At 70.7% G+C, this 15,138-nt stretch carries 13 protein-coding genes and 1 pseudogene; 10 read left to right on the top strand and 4 right to left on the bottom strand.

Going from position 1 to position 15,138, the window contains the following annotated elements; genetic code table 11:
- The first annotated feature begins 16 nt into the window (after window positions 1–16).
- The 3 genes and pseudogenes from QE401_RS10765 to QE401_RS10755 all read left to right on the top strand — a co-directional run bounded on the left by QE401_RS10765 (window position 17) and on the right by QE401_RS10755 (window position 4,736).
- Entirely contained in the window at window positions 17–1,495 is a 1,479-nt protein-coding gene (locus tag QE401_RS10765) for an NAD-dependent succinate-semialdehyde dehydrogenase (protein WP_307138201.1), read from the top strand.
- A gap of 212 nt (window positions 1,496–1,707) precedes the next feature.
- Window positions 1,708–3,067 (top strand): annotated as a pseudogene (gene gorA / locus QE401_RS10760) (glutathione-disulfide reductase).
- A gap of 25 nt (window positions 3,068–3,092) precedes the next feature.
- Window positions 3,093–4,736 carry a glycosyltransferase family 4 protein gene (locus QE401_RS10755; protein ID WP_307138200.1) on the top strand — a complete coding sequence of 548 codons (1,644 nt, stop codon included), beginning with the start codon at window positions 3,093–3,095 and terminating at the stop codon, window positions 4,734–4,736.
- A 63-nt stretch (window positions 4,737–4,799) separates the two neighbouring features.
- Here QE401_RS10755 and QE401_RS10750 read toward each other — a convergent pair whose 3' ends face one another.
- Window positions 4,800–5,633 (bottom strand): RNA methyltransferase, encoded by an 834-nt coding sequence (locus QE401_RS10750; RefSeq protein WP_307138199.1) that lies wholly within the window; start codon window positions 5,631–5,633, stop codon window positions 4,800–4,802.
- Window positions 5,634–5,748: 115 nt separating this feature from the next.
- Window positions 5,749–6,114: a CopM family metallochaperone gene (copM, locus tag QE401_RS10745; RefSeq protein ID WP_307138198.1), complete on the bottom strand. Its 366-nt coding sequence runs from the start codon at window positions 6,112–6,114 to the stop codon at window positions 5,749–5,751.
- A gap of 175 nt (window positions 6,115–6,289) precedes the next feature.
- On the opposite strand from copM, the gene QE401_RS10740 reads away from it, so the two are divergent.
- A complete protein-coding gene (locus QE401_RS10740; RefSeq protein ID WP_307138197.1) occupies window positions 6,290–7,138 on the top strand; it encodes a protein-methionine-sulfoxide reductase heme-binding subunit MsrQ in 849 nt (282 codons plus the stop codon).
- Window positions 7,139–7,265: 127 nt separating this feature from the next.
- Here QE401_RS10740 and cysS read toward each other — a convergent pair whose 3' ends face one another.
- Window positions 7,266–8,696 carry a cysteine--tRNA ligase gene (gene cysS, locus QE401_RS10735; RefSeq protein WP_307138196.1) on the bottom strand — a complete coding sequence of 477 codons (1,431 nt, stop codon included), beginning with the start codon at window positions 8,694–8,696 and terminating at the stop codon, window positions 7,266–7,268.
- Window positions 8,697–8,782: 86 nt separating this feature from the next.
- Window positions 8,783–9,706, bottom strand: coding sequence for a LysR family transcriptional regulator (locus QE401_RS10730; protein WP_271137867.1), 924 nt, complete (start codon window positions 9,704–9,706; stop codon window positions 8,783–8,785).
- Window positions 9,707–9,863: 157 nt separating this feature from the next.
- On the opposite strand from QE401_RS10730, the gene QE401_RS10725 reads away from it, so the two are divergent.
- From QE401_RS10725 to QE401_RS10700, 6 genes are read left to right on the top strand one after another with little or no spacing between them, the layout of a single operon-like run.
- Window positions 9,864–10,811, top strand: coding sequence for an N-carbamoyl-D-amino-acid hydrolase (locus QE401_RS10725; RefSeq protein ID WP_307138195.1), 948 nt, complete (start codon window positions 9,864–9,866; stop codon window positions 10,809–10,811).
- A gap of 22 nt (window positions 10,812–10,833) precedes the next feature.
- Window positions 10,834–11,697, top strand: a complete 864-nt coding sequence (locus QE401_RS10720; RefSeq protein WP_307138194.1) for an amino acid ABC transporter permease — start codon at window positions 10,834–10,836, stop codon at window positions 11,695–11,697.
- An 11-nt stretch (window positions 11,698–11,708) separates the two neighbouring features.
- Window positions 11,709–12,485: an amino acid ABC transporter ATP-binding protein gene (locus tag QE401_RS10715; protein WP_307138193.1), complete on the top strand. Its 777-nt coding sequence runs from the start codon at window positions 11,709–11,711 to the stop codon at window positions 12,483–12,485.
- A gap of 13 nt (window positions 12,486–12,498) precedes the next feature.
- Entirely contained in the window at window positions 12,499–13,323 is an 825-nt protein-coding gene (locus QE401_RS10710) for an ABC transporter substrate-binding protein (protein WP_307138192.1), read from the top strand.
- Window positions 13,310–14,209: a polysaccharide deacetylase family protein gene (locus QE401_RS10705; protein WP_307138191.1), complete on the top strand. Its 900-nt coding sequence runs from the start codon at window positions 13,310–13,312 to the stop codon at window positions 14,207–14,209. The genes QE401_RS10710 and QE401_RS10705 overlap by 14 nt, the downstream gene beginning before the upstream one ends.
- Before the next feature lie 47 nt (window positions 14,210–14,256).
- Window positions 14,257–15,105 (top strand): transporter substrate-binding domain-containing protein, encoded by an 849-nt coding sequence (locus tag QE401_RS10700; protein ID WP_307138190.1) that lies wholly within the window; start codon window positions 14,257–14,259, stop codon window positions 15,103–15,105.
- The last annotated feature ends 33 nt before the right edge of the window (window positions 15,106–15,138 follow it).

Below are 15,138 nucleotides of genomic sequence, written 5' to 3'. Positions count from 1 at the left end.
TCGGGAGAGAACCGTCATGCTCGACTCCGTCGCCAAGCTGCCGCTGAAGGACCCTGACCTGTTCCGGCAGGCCAATTACATCGATGGGCAATGGGTGCAGGCCGATAGCGGCAAGGTGCTGGAGGTGAAGAACCCCGCCACCGGCGAGCTGGTCGGCACCGTGCCCTCGATGGGCGAGGCCGAGACGCGCCGCGCCATCGAGGCCGCCAATGCCGCCTGGCCAGCCTGGCGCGCCATGCTGGCGCGCGAGCGCGGGCTGATCCTGCGCAAGCTGGCCCAGCTGATGGTCGAGAACACCGACGATCTGGCCGCCATCATGACCGCCGAGCAGGGCAAGCCGCTGGCGGAATCGAAGGGCGAGGTGGCCTATGCCGCCAGCTTCTTCGAATGGTTCGCCGAGGAAGGCCGCCGCGTCTATGGCGAGACCATCCCGCAGAACGCCAAGGGCCGCCGCATCCTGGTGACCAAGGAGCCGATCGGCGTCTTCGCCGCCATCACCCCCTGGAATTTCCCGGCCGCCATGATCACCCGCAAGGCCGGGCCCGGCTGGGCCGCGGGCTGCACCGGGGTGATCCGCCCGGCCAGCCAGACGCCCTTCTCGGCGCTGGCCATCGCCGTGCTGGCCGAGCGCGCCGGCATGCCGAAGGGGGTGTGCAACATCATCACCGGCCCGTCCTCCGGCACCGGCAAGGAGCTGACCGGCAACCCGCTGGTGCGCAAGCTGTCCTTCACCGGCTCGACCGAGGTCGGCCGCGTGCTGCTGGCGCAATGCGCGGAGACCATCAAGAAGACCTCGATGGAGCTGGGCGGCAACGCGCCCTTCATCGTCTTCGACGATGCCGATCTGGATGAGGCGGTGAAGGGCGCCATCGCGTCCAAGTACCGCAACACCGGGCAGACCTGCGTCTGCGCCAACCGCGTGCTGGTGCAGGAGGGGGTCTATGACGCCTTCGCCGCCAAGCTGAAGGAGGCGGTGGAGAAGCTGAAGGTCGGCAATGGCATGGAGGAGGGGGTCACCCAGGGCCCGCTGATCAATGCCGATGCGGTGAAGAAGGTGCAGGCGCATATCGAGGACGCGCTGTCCAAGGGTGCGAGCATCGTCACCGGCGGCAAGCCGCATGAGAAGGGCGGCAATTTCTTCCAGCCCACCGTGCTGGCCAATGTGCCGCATGAGGCGGTGATCTTCCGCGAGGAGACCTTCGGCCCGGTCGCGCCGCTGTTCCGCTTCAAGACCGAGGAAGAGGCGATCAAGCTCGCCAACGACACCGAGTTCGGCCTGGCCGCCTATTTCTACTCGCGCGATGTCGGCCGCATCTTCCGGGTGGCCGAGGCGCTGGAATACGGCATCATCGGCATCAATGAGGGCATCATCTCGACCGCCGAGGCGCCGTTCGGCGGGTTCAAGCAGTCCGGCCTCGGCCGCGAGGGCTCGAGCCATGGCATCGAGGAGTATATCGAGATGAAGTATCTCGCCCTGGGTGGTATTGGCAGCTAAGTCCTTCTTTTTCTGAAGAAAAAGAAGCAAAAAGACTTCTTTCAGCTTGGCGTCCCGCCTCAGGCCTGAGGCGGGACGCCAACAGACAAAAGTTTTTTGGTTCTTTTTTCCAAAAAAGAACCCTTTCCTCTCCCTGCCCAAGCCTCCGCCTTGACGCGAGGCGCCGGGACGCCCTTCTTGCCACGGCAACCGCAGCATGAGGGGCCCTGCGCATGAGCGCCTATGATTTCGACCTGTTCGTCATCGGTGGCGGCTCGGGCGGCGTGCGCTGCGGGCGCATCGCGGCCGGGCATGGCGCGCGGGTCGGCGTGGCGGAGGAGCGCTTCTGGGGCGGCACCTGCGTCAATGTCGGCTGCGTGCCGAAGAAGATCATGGTGCATGCCGCCGAATACGGGCAGTGGTCGCGCGAGGCCGGGGCCTTCGGCTGGGAGATCGAGAACAAGGGCCATGACTGGCCGACGCTGGTCGCCGCCCGCGATGCCGAGGTGGCCGCGGCTGAACGCCATCTATGCCAGGCTGCTGGGCAATGCGGGGGTCACCAGCTTCAACGCCCGCGCCACCTTCATCGACCCGCACACGCTGGATGTCGGTGGCCAGCGCGTCACCGCCGAGCGCATCGTCATCGCCGTGGGCGGCAAGCCGATCCGCCCCGACATCCCGGGCGCCGAGCTCGGCCTGGTGTCCGACGATCTGTTCACGCTGAAGGAGCGGCCGCGCCGCATCGTGGTGGTGGGCAGCGGCTATATTGCACTGGAATTCGCCTCGCTGCTCTGCGGGCTGGGGGCGGAGGTGGATCTGCTCTACCGCCAGGAGCTGCCGCTGCGCGGCTTCGATGGCGATCTGCGCGAGGCGATGGCCGAGGCGCTGGCGAACCAGGGCATCCGCCTGCATCCCGGCCAGGAGCCGGCGCGGCTGGAGAAGGCCGGCGATGGCCTGCGCCTGACCACTAGGTCGGGCGCGGTGCTGGAGACGGACCAGGTGATGTTCGCCACCGGCCGCGTGCCGAACACCGAGGCGCTGGGGCTGGACCGTGCCGGCATCGCCCCCGGCCGCTCCGGCTGCGTGCCGGTGACGCTGGAGCAGGCGACCACCCAGCCGCATATCTACGCCATCGGCGACGTCACCGATCAGCTGAACCTGACGCCGGTGGCGACCGCGGTCGGCCATGCCCTGGCCGACACGCTGTTCGGCGGCCGCCCGCGCGCCGCCAGCTTCCAGAACGTGCCGACGGCGGTGTTCACCTCGCCGCCCGCCGCGATGGTCGGGCTGAGCGAGGAGGCCGCCGCCGCCCAGGGGCCGGTCGACATCTACATGGCCCGCTTCACGCCGATGCGGCACACCATCAGCAAGCAGCCGCGCAAGACGCTGATGAAGCTGGTGGTGTCGAAGCGCACGCGGCGGGTGCTGGGCGCGCATATGCTGGGCGAGGATGCCGGCGAGATCATGCAGGGCATCGCGGTGGCCATCGTCGCCGGCGCCACCAAGGAGGATTTCGACCGCACCATCGGCATCCATCCGACGGCGGCGGAGGAATTCGTCACGCTGCGGACGCTGACCCGCTCGGTCGGCTGAGGGCGCGGCCCCGCCCGGAGCGCCCATGACCCCGCCGCCCAATGCCGCCATCGGCTTCGCCGCCGATGGCTACCGCACCGACCGCCCGAAGCTGATGGGCCGGCATGTCGCGGGCGAGGGCTTCCTGCGCGGCATGATCCGGCATTCGGGGGTGGAGACGCTCTCGGCCTATCTGCTGGCGCCGGGCGATGGCCAGGCCTTCGCCGGGCTGGCGCGGCAGCATGGCGCGACCATGGCGCTGGAGGCGATCGCGCCGCACCGGCTGGACCGGCTGGCGGCGATCGGCACGCTGATGCTGCCGGGGCCGGACCTGGCATCGGCCGCAAGGCTGCGCCGCTTCGCCGGCGATGCCGCCTGGTCGGTGGTGGGGGTGACGCACACCATCGCCTCGGCCCATGCCATGGCCGCCATCGCCGAGCTGGCGACGGCGCCGGTGCAGCGCTGGGACGCGCTGGTCTGCACCTCCCGGGCGGTGCAGGAGGCGGCGCGGCGGCTGCTGGCGATGGAGGGGGAGGCGCTGGCGCAGCGCCTGGGCGCGCGGCGGATGGTGCTGCCGGAATTGCCGGTCATCCCGCTCGGCGTCGAATGCGAGGCGCTGGCGCCGCGGCCGGAGCTGCGCGGCGCCTGGCGGGCGCGGCTGGGCATTCCGGAGGGGGCGGTGGCGGTGCTCAGCCTCGGCCGGCTGTCCTGGCACGCCAAGGCGCATCCGGCGGCGCTGTTCGCGGCGCTGGGGCGGGCGGCGCGGCGGCCGGGGGCGGCGCCGCTGCATGCGGTGCTGGGCGGCTGGTTCGCCAATCCGGGGCAGGAGGAGGCGCATCGCGCCCTGGCCGCCGCGCTGGCGCCGGAGGTCACGCTGCACATCGCCGATGCGCGGCCGCCCGGGGCGCGGGACGGGCTGCTGGCGGCGGCCGACATCTTCGCCCTGCTGGTCGACAACATCCAGGAGAGCTTCGGCCTGGCGCCGGTGGAGGCGATGGCGGCCGGGCTGCCGGTGGTGGTCAGCGACTGGGACGGGTTCCGTGACACGGTGCGGCAGGGGGAGGACGGATTCCGCGTGCCGGTGCGCATGGCGCCGCCCGGCAGCGCCGGCGACCTGGCGCTGCGCCATGCCAGCGGCGCGGTGAATTACGACCACTATCTGGCGGCGACGACGCAGCTGGTGGCGGTGGAGATCGGCGCCGCCGCCGATGCGCTGGCGGCGCTGGCCCGCGATGCGGCGCTGCGGGCGCGGATGGGGGCGGCGGGGCAGGCGCGGGCGCGGGCGGTGTTCGACTGGTCGGTGGTGATCGGCCAGTACCAGGCGCTGTGGGCCGAGCTGGCGGCGCGTCGCCGGGCCGGGGCGCCGGCCGCGCCGGTGCCGGAGGCGCGGCAGGCCGACCCGACGCTGCTCTTCGCCGGCTACCCGACCGGGCCGCTGCGGGCCGGCATGGTGCTGGAGGCCGATCCGGCGGCGCCGGGCGAGGTGGCGCCGATCGCGGCGCTGCCCGCCGGCCTGCATGCGGGCGCTGGCGGGCTGGATGCGCCGGGGCTGACGGCGCTGCTGCAGCGCCTGCGCCGCGAGGGCCCGCTGCCGCTGGAGGCGCTGCTGCCCGAGGGCGCCGCGCGGCGCGCGGTGTTGCGCGGCCTGATCTGGCTGCTGAAGCTGGGCTTCGTGCGCATCGCCAACTGAAGGCGGGGTCCGGGGGGACCCTGTCCCCCCGGCGGGGTTCAGGGGCAGCGCCCCTGATTTTTCTTACTGTTGCTGCTGGTCCGCCCAGGGCAGCGCCGGATCCTGCGCCTCGGGCCGCCCGCGCCGCATGCGCCCGCGCGACAGTTCGGTGACCACGCCGTGCAGGGTGCGCAGTTCCTGTTCCGTCACCTCGCCGCGCTGGAACCAGTGGCGTAGGTTGCGCACCATGCCCGGCCGCTTCGGCAGATTGTCCAGGAAGCCGCTGGCGTCGAGTTCGGAGACCAGGCGGTTGAGGAAGGTCTCCAGCTCGCCCTTGGTGGCGACATGGGTCTCGTTGGTCATCAGCTGGCGGGGGGGCGTGCGGTCGACCGCCGCGTTCCACCATTCATAGGCCAGGATCATCACCGCCTGGGCCAGGTTCAGCGACATGTGGTCCGGGTTCAGCGGGTAGCGGACCAGGGTGTCGGCGCAGGCCATGTCGTCATTCTCGAGCCCGGCGCGCTCGGGGCCGAACAGCACGGCGCTGCGCAGGTTGCGGGCCTGGCAGATATCGACCAGCTCCTCCGCCGCGCCGCGGGCGGTGCAGACCGGGATGACGACATGGCGCGGGCGCGGGCAGGTGGCGAAGACGCGGTGGCAATCGGCCACGGCGTCCGCCACCGTCTCATGCACCGTGGCGGCGTCGAGGATGCGCTGGGCGCCGGAGGAGACGTACCAGGCGCGTTCCTGCGGCCAGCCATCGCGCGGCGCCACCAGGCGCAGATGGAACAGCCCGCCATTGGCCATGGCGCGGGCGGTGGAGCCGATATTCTCGGCCAGTTGCGGGCGCACCAGCACGATGATCGGGCTTTCGCCCGGCATGGGCTTGAGGTCGGCGCCAGCTTCACGGCCGGTCATGGCGGGGCTTCCTTCGGGCAGAACAACAGCCGCCCCGGATAGCCGCCCGGCGCGGCGCGGGGAAGGGCCACCAGGGAATGGCAGCCCCTGGCCCAGCCCCGCGCCCGGCGCGGCCTCAGCGCGGGCGGGCCAGGAAGGCGCGCAGCTCGGCGATCTCCTTCTCCTGCGCGGCGATGATCTCCTCGGCCATGCGGCGCATCGCCGGGTCGCGGCCATGGCGCAGCTGGATGCGGGCCATGTCGATGGCGCCCTGATGGTGCGGGATCATGGAGGCCGCGAAGTCACGATCGGCATCGCCGGTCAGCGGCACGGCCATGTCGCGATGCATCTTCTCATTGGCCGCCTGGAATTCGGCGGTGGAGGGGCTGGCGGCGGCGGCCGGCGGGGCGGCGTGGCCGCCATGCCCGGCATGCTGGGCGAGGGCGGGGCCGGCCAGCAGCAGGCCGAGGGCGGCGAGGGCAGGGCGCAGGGTGCGGGTCATGGCGGTCTCCCGGTTGGACAAGCGCCCTGCAGATGCAGGCTTGCCCCCATGGGAAGGCAAGGGGGAGGCAGGGCCTCGCCCGGTTCAAAATGTAACCGCGCCGGCTCCGCTCCTGGCGGGCGGGCCGGGCGTTGCCAGATAATCGCCATCCGTCCCCCCCCCCCGCGGAGCCCGCATGTCCCTGAGCCTGTCTCTGCCCCCCCTGGCCGTCCCCTGGCGGGACCGGCAGGGGCGCTTCTCCTCGCTCAAGCTTGCCACGCTGCTGCTGCTCTGCCTGCCGGCGGCGCTGCTGGCCTGGTGGGCGGCGCGCGGCGAGCTGGGCGGGCGGCCGGTGATGGAGGCGATCCACTGGACCGGCCTCTGGGCGGTGCGCATCCTGCTGCTGTCGCTGCTGGTGACGCCGCTGCGGCAGATGCTGCGCTGGCCGAAAGCCATGCAGCTGCGCCGGATGATCGGCGTCGCCGCCCTGGCCTATACGCTGCTGCATCTGGTGCTCTACGCGCTGGACCTGAAATGGGACCTGGCCAAGGTCGCCAGCGAGATCGTGCTGCGCGTCTACCTGACCATCGGCTTCGTCGCGCTGCTGGGGCTGGTGGCGCTGGGCGTCACCTCCACCGATGGCTGGGTGAAGCGGCTGGGCGGGCGGCGCTGGCAGGGGCTGCACCGGCTGGCCTATGGCATCGGCGTGCTGGCGCTGGTGCATTTCGCCCTGCAATCCAAGCTCGACGTCACCGAGGCCATCCTGATGGCCGGGCTGTTCCTGTGGCTGATGGGCTACCGGCTGCTGGCGCCGAAGGGGGGCGCGCCCTCGCTCTGGCGGCTGGCGCTGCTGGCGGTGGCGGCGGCGCTGGGCACGGCGCTGCTGGAGGCCGGCTGGTACGGCGTGGCCACCGGCGTGCCGCCGCTGCCGGTGCTGATGGCCAATCTGGATGTGGAATTCGGGCTGCGGCCGGCGCTGTGGGTGGGGATCGCCGGGGCTGCTGCCGTGGTCGTCAAAGCGATCAGGCAGGGGCTCCGCCCCTGAACCCCGCCGGGGTGGCAGGGCCACCCCGGACCCCGCCTTCAGTTTGGCGCCCACTGATGGCGGGGTCCGGGGGGACCCTGTCCCCCCGGCGGAGGGGTCTGGGGAGGCAGCGCCTCCCCAGGACGTGTCAGGCCCGCCGCCAGGTCGTCCCGCCGGCGCCATCCTCCAGGATGACCCCCTGGGCCAGCAGATCGGCGCGGATGCGGTCGGCCTCGGCCCAGTTCTTCGCCTTGCGGGCGTCGAGCCGCGCCTGGATGGCGGCCTCGATCGCCGCGCTGTCGCCTTCGCCGCCCTGGCGCCAGGCGCGCGCATCGCCGCCCAGCAGGCCGAGCAGCGCCGCCGCCTGGCGCAGCGCCGCCGCCGCCTGGCCGGAGTCCGGCTGCCAGTCCCGCCCAATGCGGTGCAGCACATTGGTGGCCGAGCCGCCGACCGTCGCCACATTCTCCAGCGTGCGCAAATCGCGCAGACGGGCGATGGCGAGCGGGGTGTTCAGATCGTCCGCCAGCGGCTCCAGCGCCCATTCGGCCATCTCGGCCACCAGCGCGTCGTCCGCCTCCGGCTGCGGCAGGTCGCGGGCCAGCAGGGCGTAGAAATCGTCCAGCTCCGCCTTGGCCTCTTCCAACCGCTCGACCGTGTAGTCGATGGCGGCGCGGTAATGGGTCTTCAGCAGCAGCAGGCGGAAGGCCTCGCCGGCCCAGGCGCCGCGCGCCAGGATGTCGCGCACGGTGAGGAAATTGCCGAGCGATTTCGACATCTTCTCCCCATCCACCAGCAGCATGCCGTTGTGCAGCCAGGTGTGGGCGAAGCGGGAGCCGGGGAAGGCGCAGACCGATTGCGCGATCTCGTTCTCATGATGCGGGAAGATCAGATCGTGCCCGCCGCCATGGATGTCGAAATCACTGCCGAGATAGCGCCAGGACATGGCCGAGCATTCGATATGCCAGCCCGGCCGGCCGCGGCCCCAGGGGCTGTCCCAGCCGGGGAGGTCGTCGGAGGAGGGCTTCCACAGCACGAAATCCCCGGCCTCGCGCTTGTAGGGCGCGATCTCGACCCGGGCGCCGGCCAGCATCTCGTCCGGTGAGCGGCCGGAAAGGGCGCCATAGCCGGGGAAGCTCGCCACCGAGAACAGCACATGCCCCTCGGCGGCATAGGCATGGCCATTGGCGATCAGCCGCTCGATCAGCTGGATCATCTGCGCGATGTTGTCGGTCGCGCGCGGCTCCTCATCCGGGGGCAGGCAGCCCAGCGCCGCCATGTCGCGGTGGAAATCGGCCGTGGTGCGGGCGGTGATGGCGGCGATCGGCTCGCCGCTCTCCTGGCTGCGCGCGTTGATCTTGTCGTCCACATCCGTGATGTTGCGGACATAGGTGACGCGCGGGAAGCGCCGGCGCAGCAGCCGGGCCAGCACGTCGAACACCACCACAGGGCGCGCATTGCCCAGATGGGCGAGGTCGTAGACCGTCGGGCCGCACACATAAAGGCGCACATGCTGCGGGTCGAGCGGGGTGAAGGTCTCCCGCTGGCGCGTGGCGCTGTTGTGGAAGGCCAGTTCGGTCATCACTCTGCCTTAAGTCCGGCTGGTTGTGGCTGGGGCGGGCAGGTGTGCCGGAAAGCGGGGCCGCGTCAACCTTATCTTGCGCGGCTTCAGCCCGGAAAGGGCAGGGCGCCCGGGGCGGCCCCTGGCGCCCCCTGGCGCTCCAGCCGCAGCCGGATCTCGCGCAGCAGCGCCTCCGCCCCGCGCGACAGCGGCAGGCGGCTGGCGAAGAAGGCCACGGCGCGGGAGGGGATGGCTGGCTCGAAGGGCCGCACCGAGAGCGGCAGGCGGCGATTGCCGGCGGAGAAGGGGTCGATCACCGCGACCCCCACCCCGGCCTCGGCGAGCGCGCGGGCGGTGTCGCCATAGCGGACCTCGACCGCCGGCAGGAAGGGCTCGCGCGCCTCCTGGAAGGCGGCGCGCAAGGCGGCGCCCATGCGGGTGCCGGCCTCCAGCGCGATCAGCGGCCAGGGCCGCAGCAAAGCCGGGGTCACCACCGGCTCGCGCAGCAGCGGATGGTCGGGGGCGGCGACGCAGACCATGCGGGCCGCCGCCAATGGCCGCAGGGTGAGCCCCGGCCGTTCCTCCAGGCTGACGCCGAAGCCGAGCTCGGCGGCGCCGCTTTCCACCCCTTCCACCACCTCGTCCAGCCTTCGCACATCGAAGGTGATGCGCAGCCCGGGCTGGCGCGCCAGCATGCGCTGCAAGGCTTCCGGGATGACGCCATGGCCGAGCGGCGGCGTGGCCAGCAGCCGCAGCCGGCCGGTCTTGTCCTGGCGCAGCTCCTGCAGCCTTGCCTCCAGCGCCGCGTGCTGGGCGAAGAGCGGTTCTGACTCCGCATGGATCAGCCGCGCCGCCTCGGTGGGGTAGAGGCGGTTGTTGACCCGCTCGAAGAGCGGGAAGCCGAGCTGGGTCTCCAGCTGCTTCACCGCGTGGCTGACCGCCGGCTGCGACATGCCGAGGATGCGCCCCGCCGCCATGGTGGTCTGGTGGCGCAGCACGGCGCGGAGGATCTCAAGCTGGCGAAGGGTCATTTGCTGGGCAGGGTATAAACGCCATCACTGGTGAACCCGCATATAGCATAGAGAAACCGATTGAACTGCCTGTTTCCTGTGCGAGCATGCGGCGCATGGCCGAGATGCCGGGGCGGTTTGCCCGGCCAGGCCCCCGCTTTGCCCGAGGTGACTACCCATGCCCCGCATCCTGCGCATCGCCGCCGCCCAGATGGGCCCGACCCAGCGCGCCGACAGCCGCGCCCAGACACTCGACCGCATGATCGCCCTGCTGGAGCAGGCCGCCGCCCAGGGCGCCCAGCTCGTCGTCTTCCCGGAGCTGGCCTTCACCACCTTCTTCCCCCGCTGGCTGCTGACCGAGGCCGAGCTGGAGGAATATTTCGAGACCGCGCTGCCGGGGCCCCAGACCCAGCCCCTGTTCGACCGGGCGCGCGCGCTCGGCGTCGGCTTCTATGTCGGCTATGCCGAGAAGACGGCGGACGGCAAGCGCTTCAACAGCGCCGTCACCGTGGGCCCGGACGGCACCATCCTGCAGAAATACCGCAAGGTTCACCTGCCAGGCTCGGTCGAGCCGCGCGAGGGGTCGCGCTTCCAGCAGCTGGAGAAGCGCTATTTCGAATATGGCGATATGGGCTTCCCCGCCTTCTACGGCCCGGATGAATGGGGCGCGCCCGTTATGGGCCAGCTGATCTGCAACGATCGCCGCTGGCCCGAGGCCTGGCGCGTCTATGCGCTGCAGGGCATGGAGCTGATGGTGGTGGGCTACAACTCCGCCGCCTATGACCCGAATGGCGGGGACACCGAGGACCAGGGCCTGCGCACCTACCATTCGCAGCTCGCCGCCCAGGCCAATGCCTATATGAACGCCGCCTGGGCGGTCGCCGTGGCCAAGGCGGGGGACGAGGACGGCTCCGGCCTGATCGGCGGCTCCTGCATCGTCGACCCGAATGGCCGCATCGTCGCCGAGACGAAGACGCTGGCCGATGAGGTGGTGGTCGCCGATTGCGACCTCGATCTCTGCGCCCAGGGCAAGGAGAAGATGTTCAACTTCGCCCAGCACCGCCGCCCGGAGATGTATGGTCTGATCACCAGCCGCACCGGCGCCGAGAAGCCGGCGCGCGGCTGAGACCCCGGGAGAGATCGACAGCATGCGCGAGCCCGCTTCCTCCACCCTCCTGCCGCGGGCCGCGCTGCCCGATATCGCCCATTACACCCATGTGCCGAACCGGCACTGGGGCCGCTGGGCGGCGGTCGCCATCATCATCCTGCTGCTGGCGGGGCTGGGCCGCGCCTTCGCGGTGGGCGACATCGAATGGAATTTCGTCGGCGCCTTCTTCACCGCGCCGGCCATCCTGGCGGGCCTCTACAACACGCTGTGGATGACCTTCGCCGCCATGGCGCTGGGCATCATCCTGGGTGTCGTCACCGCGGTGATGCGCATGTCGCCCAACCCGGTGCTGCAGGGTGTCGCCATGGGCTACACCTGGTTGTTCCGCGGCACGCCGGTGATCCTGCAGCTGCTGCTCTGGTTCAACCTGGCGCTGATCTTCCCGCGCCTCGGCTTCGGTGATTTCTCCGTCCGCACCGTCGATGTCATGACGCCGGCGCTGGCCGCGCTGCTCGGCCTCGGCATCAACCAGGGCGCCTACACCTCCGAGGTGATCCGCGCCGGCATGCTCTCGGTCGATGCCGGGCAGTACGAGGCCGCCAAGGCCATCGGCATGACCCGGCTGCGCGCGCTGCGCCGCATCATCTTCCCGCAGGCGATGAAGGTGGTGATCCCGCCGCTGGGCAACGAGTTCATCGGCATGGTGAAGCTGACCTCGCTGGCCAGCGTCATCCAGTTCGCCGAGATCCTGCACGCCGCGCAGAACATCTACTACGCCAATTCCCGCGTCATTGAGCTGCTGATCGTCGCCGCCCTCTGGTACCTGATCATCGTCTCCATCCTGACGCCCTTGCAGATGCTGCTCGAACGCCGCTTCGCCCGCGGCACGGCCGGCAGCCGGTGAGCGAGGCTCCGATGACCGAACACGCCATGCCGCTCGTCTCCATCGTCGATGTCCGCAAGAGATTCGGCGATTTCACCGCCCTCGACGGCGTCTCGCTCGATGTCCATGCCGGCGAGGTGCTCTGCATCATCGGCGCCTCCGGCTCGGGCAAGACGACGCTGCTGCGCTGCGTCAACCAGCTCGTCACCATCGACAGCGGCGCCATCTGGGTCGACGGCGAGCTAACCGGCTGGCGCATCGAGGGCACCCGCCTGCACCCGCTGCCGGAGAAGGAGATCGCGCGCCAGCGCCTCGCCACCGGCATGGTGTTCCAGCGCTTCAACCTGTTCCCGCACATGACCGCGCTCGAGAACATCATCGAGGGGCCGGTGCAGGTGCAGGGCCGCAACCGCGCCGAGGCGGTGCGCGAGGCCGAGGCGCTGCTGGCCCGGGTGGGCCTGGCCGACAAGGCCGGCAGCTACCCGGCCAACCTCTCCGGCGGCCAGCAGCAGCGTGTCGCCATCGCCCGCGCGCTGGCCATGAAGCCCAAGCTGATGCTGTTCGACGAGCCGACCAGCGCCCTCGACCCCGAGCTGGTGGGCGAGGTGCTGGCGGCGATGAAGGAACTGGCGGCCTCGGGCATGACCATGATCGTCGTCACCCATGAGCTGGGCTTCGCCCGCGAGGTCGCCGACCGCGTCGTCTATATGGACCGTGGCGCCATCGTCGAGCAGGGCCCCGCCGCCGAGCTGCTGGGCAACCCGAAAGAGGCCCGTCTCAAGGCCTTCCTCTCCGCCGTCATCGCCTGAAGGACAAAGCACCATGCTGAAGCACCTGCTGCTGGCCGCCACGGCCGCGATCCTGCCGCTGGCCGCCCAGGCCGCCGACCTGCCCTCGCGCATCGCCTCGCGCGGCACGCTGATCGCCGCCATCGTGCCGAACTACCCGCCGCTCGAGATGCGCGACCCGCAGACCAACCAGCTCACCGGCTTCGATGTCGAGCTGGGCAACGCCATCGCCGAGAAGCTTGGCGTGCGCATGCAGTGGCAGGAGACCAGCTTCGACCAGATGCTGGCCTCGGTGCGCACCGGCCGCGTCGACATCATCCTCTCCGGCATGTCCGACCTGAAGTCGCGGCAGGAGACGGCGACCTTCATCGACTATCTGCGCTCGGGCAGCCAGTTCTTCACCCAGGCCAGCCGCGCCGCGGAATTCCCCAACCCCGAGGCGCTGTGCGGCAAGCGGGTCGGCGCCAGCCGTCGCACCGCCCTGCCGAACGACATCAAGGCCTTCAGCGACGCCAATTGCGTGGCCAAGGGGCGCCCGGCGATCGAATACGTGCCGACCGAGGGCTCGGCCGATGCGCGCACCCAGCTGCGCCAGGGCCGCATCGACGCCGCCATGCAGGGCGGCGAGACGCTGCCCTACATCATGGGCCTGGAGCCCAACACCTACGCCCCGATCGGCGAGCCGGTGCGCTACACGCTGATGGGCATCGCCACCGGCAAGGAGGAGACGCAGCTGCAGCAGGCGCTGGCCGGCGCGCTGCGCGCCCTGATCGCCGACGGCACCTATGCGCGCCTGGCTGCCAAGTGGCAGCTGACCCCGAGCATGCTGCCGGAGGTGCAGATCAATGGTGGCGAATGACAACACGCTGAAGGCAGGGCTCGACGCCCTGCCGCTGCTGCCGGCCAACCGCGCGCCGCTGGCGCCGGAATACCCCTGGCCGGATGGGCAGCAGGCGGCGATGTTCCTGTCCTTCGACGTCGATGCCGAGACCGCCTGGACCGCCAAGGACCCGGCCCGCTACGCCGAGCTGGTCACCATGTCCTTCGGTGGCTACGAGGCGCGCGTCGGCACGGCGAAGCTGCTGGAGATGCTGCGCCAGCAGGAACTGAAAGGAACCTTCTTCATCACCGGCTGGTCGGTCGAGGCGCATCCGGCGATGTGCGAGGCCATCCTGAAGGATGGCCACGAGATCGGCCATCACGGCTTCCACCACGTCATGCCGCAGCCCGGCGACCCGATGCTGGTGGAGGAGGTGGATCGTGGCCTGGAGGTGCTGAAGCGCCGCCTGGGCGTGGTGCCGAAGGGCTACCGTGCGCCCTCGGGCGAGTTCTGCGAGGAGCTGCGTGTCCTGCTGAAGGAGCGTGGCCTGGTCTACACCTCCTCCTTCCGCGACGATGTCCGCCCCTATCGCCACCTGCTGGCCGATGGCACGCCGGGCCTGGTCGAGCTGCCGGTGACGGCGAGCTACGATGACTGGCTGCTCGGCCTGTCGCAGCGCTACAGCCGCCACACCTTGCTGACGCGCGAGCAGGTGCTCTCCCTCTGGCTCGACGAGCTGGCGGAGCTGCGCGACTGGGGCGGCATGGCCACCACCGTGCTGCATCCGCAATGCAGTGGCCGCCCGATGCGGCTGCGCCTGCTGCGCGACTTCCTGACCCAGGCCCGCGCCTATGGCGATGTCTGGATCACCACGGGCGAGCAGATCGCCGCGCACTACATCGCCTGCGAGCAGAAGGCCGGCTGAACCGGCCTCCCCGCCAGCACCACGGCAACCCACTCCGGAGACTTCGCATGAAATCCTTCAAGCGTATCCTGGCGGCGGGCCTCGCCCTGGCGCTGGCGGGCACCGCTGCCCCTGCGCTGGCGCAGAACGCGTCGCTCCCCGATTCCGTGCGCAGCGCCGGCGTGCTGCGCGTCGGCATCGAGGCCACCTATCCGCCCATGGCCTACAAGGACCCCGCCACCAATGAGCGGCGCGGCGTCAATGTGGACCTCGTCACCGCCATCGGCCGTGACCTGGGCATCGAGATCCGCTGGGAGGAGATGTCCTTCGAGCAGATCATCAACTCGCTCACCACCGGCCGCATCGACTTCAGCGGCACCTCCATGACCGACCTGCCGGCGCGGCGGGAGAAGCTGAGCTTCATCGACTACATCACCACTGGCGGGCAGCTCTTCACCACCCGGGCCCTGGCGGCCTCGATCCGCGAGGCGACCGATTTCTGCGGCAAATCCGTCTCCACGCCGCGCTTCACCAACTACTTCCCCTCCGCCCAGGCCTGGAGCGAGCGCGCTTGCACGGGCGCCGGCCGCCCCGCCATGCAGGTGATGGGCAGCAACGGCGCCACCGCCTCCCGCACCGACCTGCGCCAGGAACGCACCCAGGGCGCCATCCTCGGCGCCGAATTCGTGGCGCATCTGCAGCGTACCGAGCCGGAGAACTGGGCTGCGGTGGGGCAGCCGATCACCAGCAACCTCTCGGGGCTGGCCTTTCCGAAGGAAGCGACCGTCCTGCGCGACGCCATCGCCGCCTCGCTGCAGCGGCTGATCGACAACGGCACCTATGCCGAGATCCTGCGCCGCCACGGGATCGAGGCGCAGGCGCTGCAGCGTGTCTCGATCGACGCGGGACAGCCGTAACAGAAGAAAAGACGGGGGCTCTGCCCCCGGCCC

It is taken from the genome of Pseudoroseomonas cervicalis (assembly GCF_030818485.1).
Lineage (GTDB): Bacteria > Pseudomonadota > Alphaproteobacteria > Acetobacterales > Acetobacteraceae > Pseudoroseomonas > Pseudoroseomonas cervicalis_A.
This window is presented reverse-complemented; position numbering and strand designations above follow the sequence as displayed.

Coding starts and splice junctions, on each gene's coding strand:
- QE401_RS10765 (WP_307138201.1), top strand. CDS start 17: ATGCTCGACTCCGTCGCCAAGCTGCCGCTGAAGGACCCTGACCTGTTC.
- QE401_RS10755 (WP_307138200.1), top strand. CDS start 3,093: ATGACCCCGCCGCCCAATGCCGCCATCGGCTTCGCCGCCGATGGCTAC.
- QE401_RS10750 (WP_307138199.1), bottom strand. CDS start 5,633: ATGACCGGCCGTGAAGCTGGCGCCGACCTCAAGCCCATGCCGGGCGAA.
- copM (WP_307138198.1), bottom strand. CDS start 6,114: ATGACCCGCACCCTGCGCCCTGCCCTCGCCGCCCTCGGCCTGCTGCTG.
- QE401_RS10740 (WP_307138197.1), top strand. CDS start 6,290: ATGTCCCTGAGCCTGTCTCTGCCCCCCCTGGCCGTCCCCTGGCGGGAC.
- cysS (WP_307138196.1), bottom strand. CDS start 8,696: ATGACCGAACTGGCCTTCCACAACAGCGCCACGCGCCAGCGGGAGACC.
- QE401_RS10730 (WP_271137867.1), bottom strand. CDS start 9,706: ATGACCCTTCGCCAGCTTGAGATCCTCCGCGCCGTGCTGCGCCACCAG.
- QE401_RS10725 (WP_307138195.1), top strand. CDS start 9,864: ATGCCCCGCATCCTGCGCATCGCCGCCGCCCAGATGGGCCCGACCCAG.
- QE401_RS10720 (WP_307138194.1), top strand. CDS start 10,834: ATGCGCGAGCCCGCTTCCTCCACCCTCCTGCCGCGGGCCGCGCTGCCC.
- QE401_RS10715 (WP_307138193.1), top strand. CDS start 11,709: ATGACCGAACACGCCATGCCGCTCGTCTCCATCGTCGATGTCCGCAAG.
- QE401_RS10710 (WP_307138192.1), top strand. CDS start 12,499: ATGCTGAAGCACCTGCTGCTGGCCGCCACGGCCGCGATCCTGCCGCTG.
- QE401_RS10705 (WP_307138191.1), top strand. CDS start 13,310: ATGGTGGCGAATGACAACACGCTGAAGGCAGGGCTCGACGCCCTGCCG.
- QE401_RS10700 (WP_307138190.1), top strand. CDS start 14,257: ATGAAATCCTTCAAGCGTATCCTGGCGGCGGGCCTCGCCCTGGCGCTG.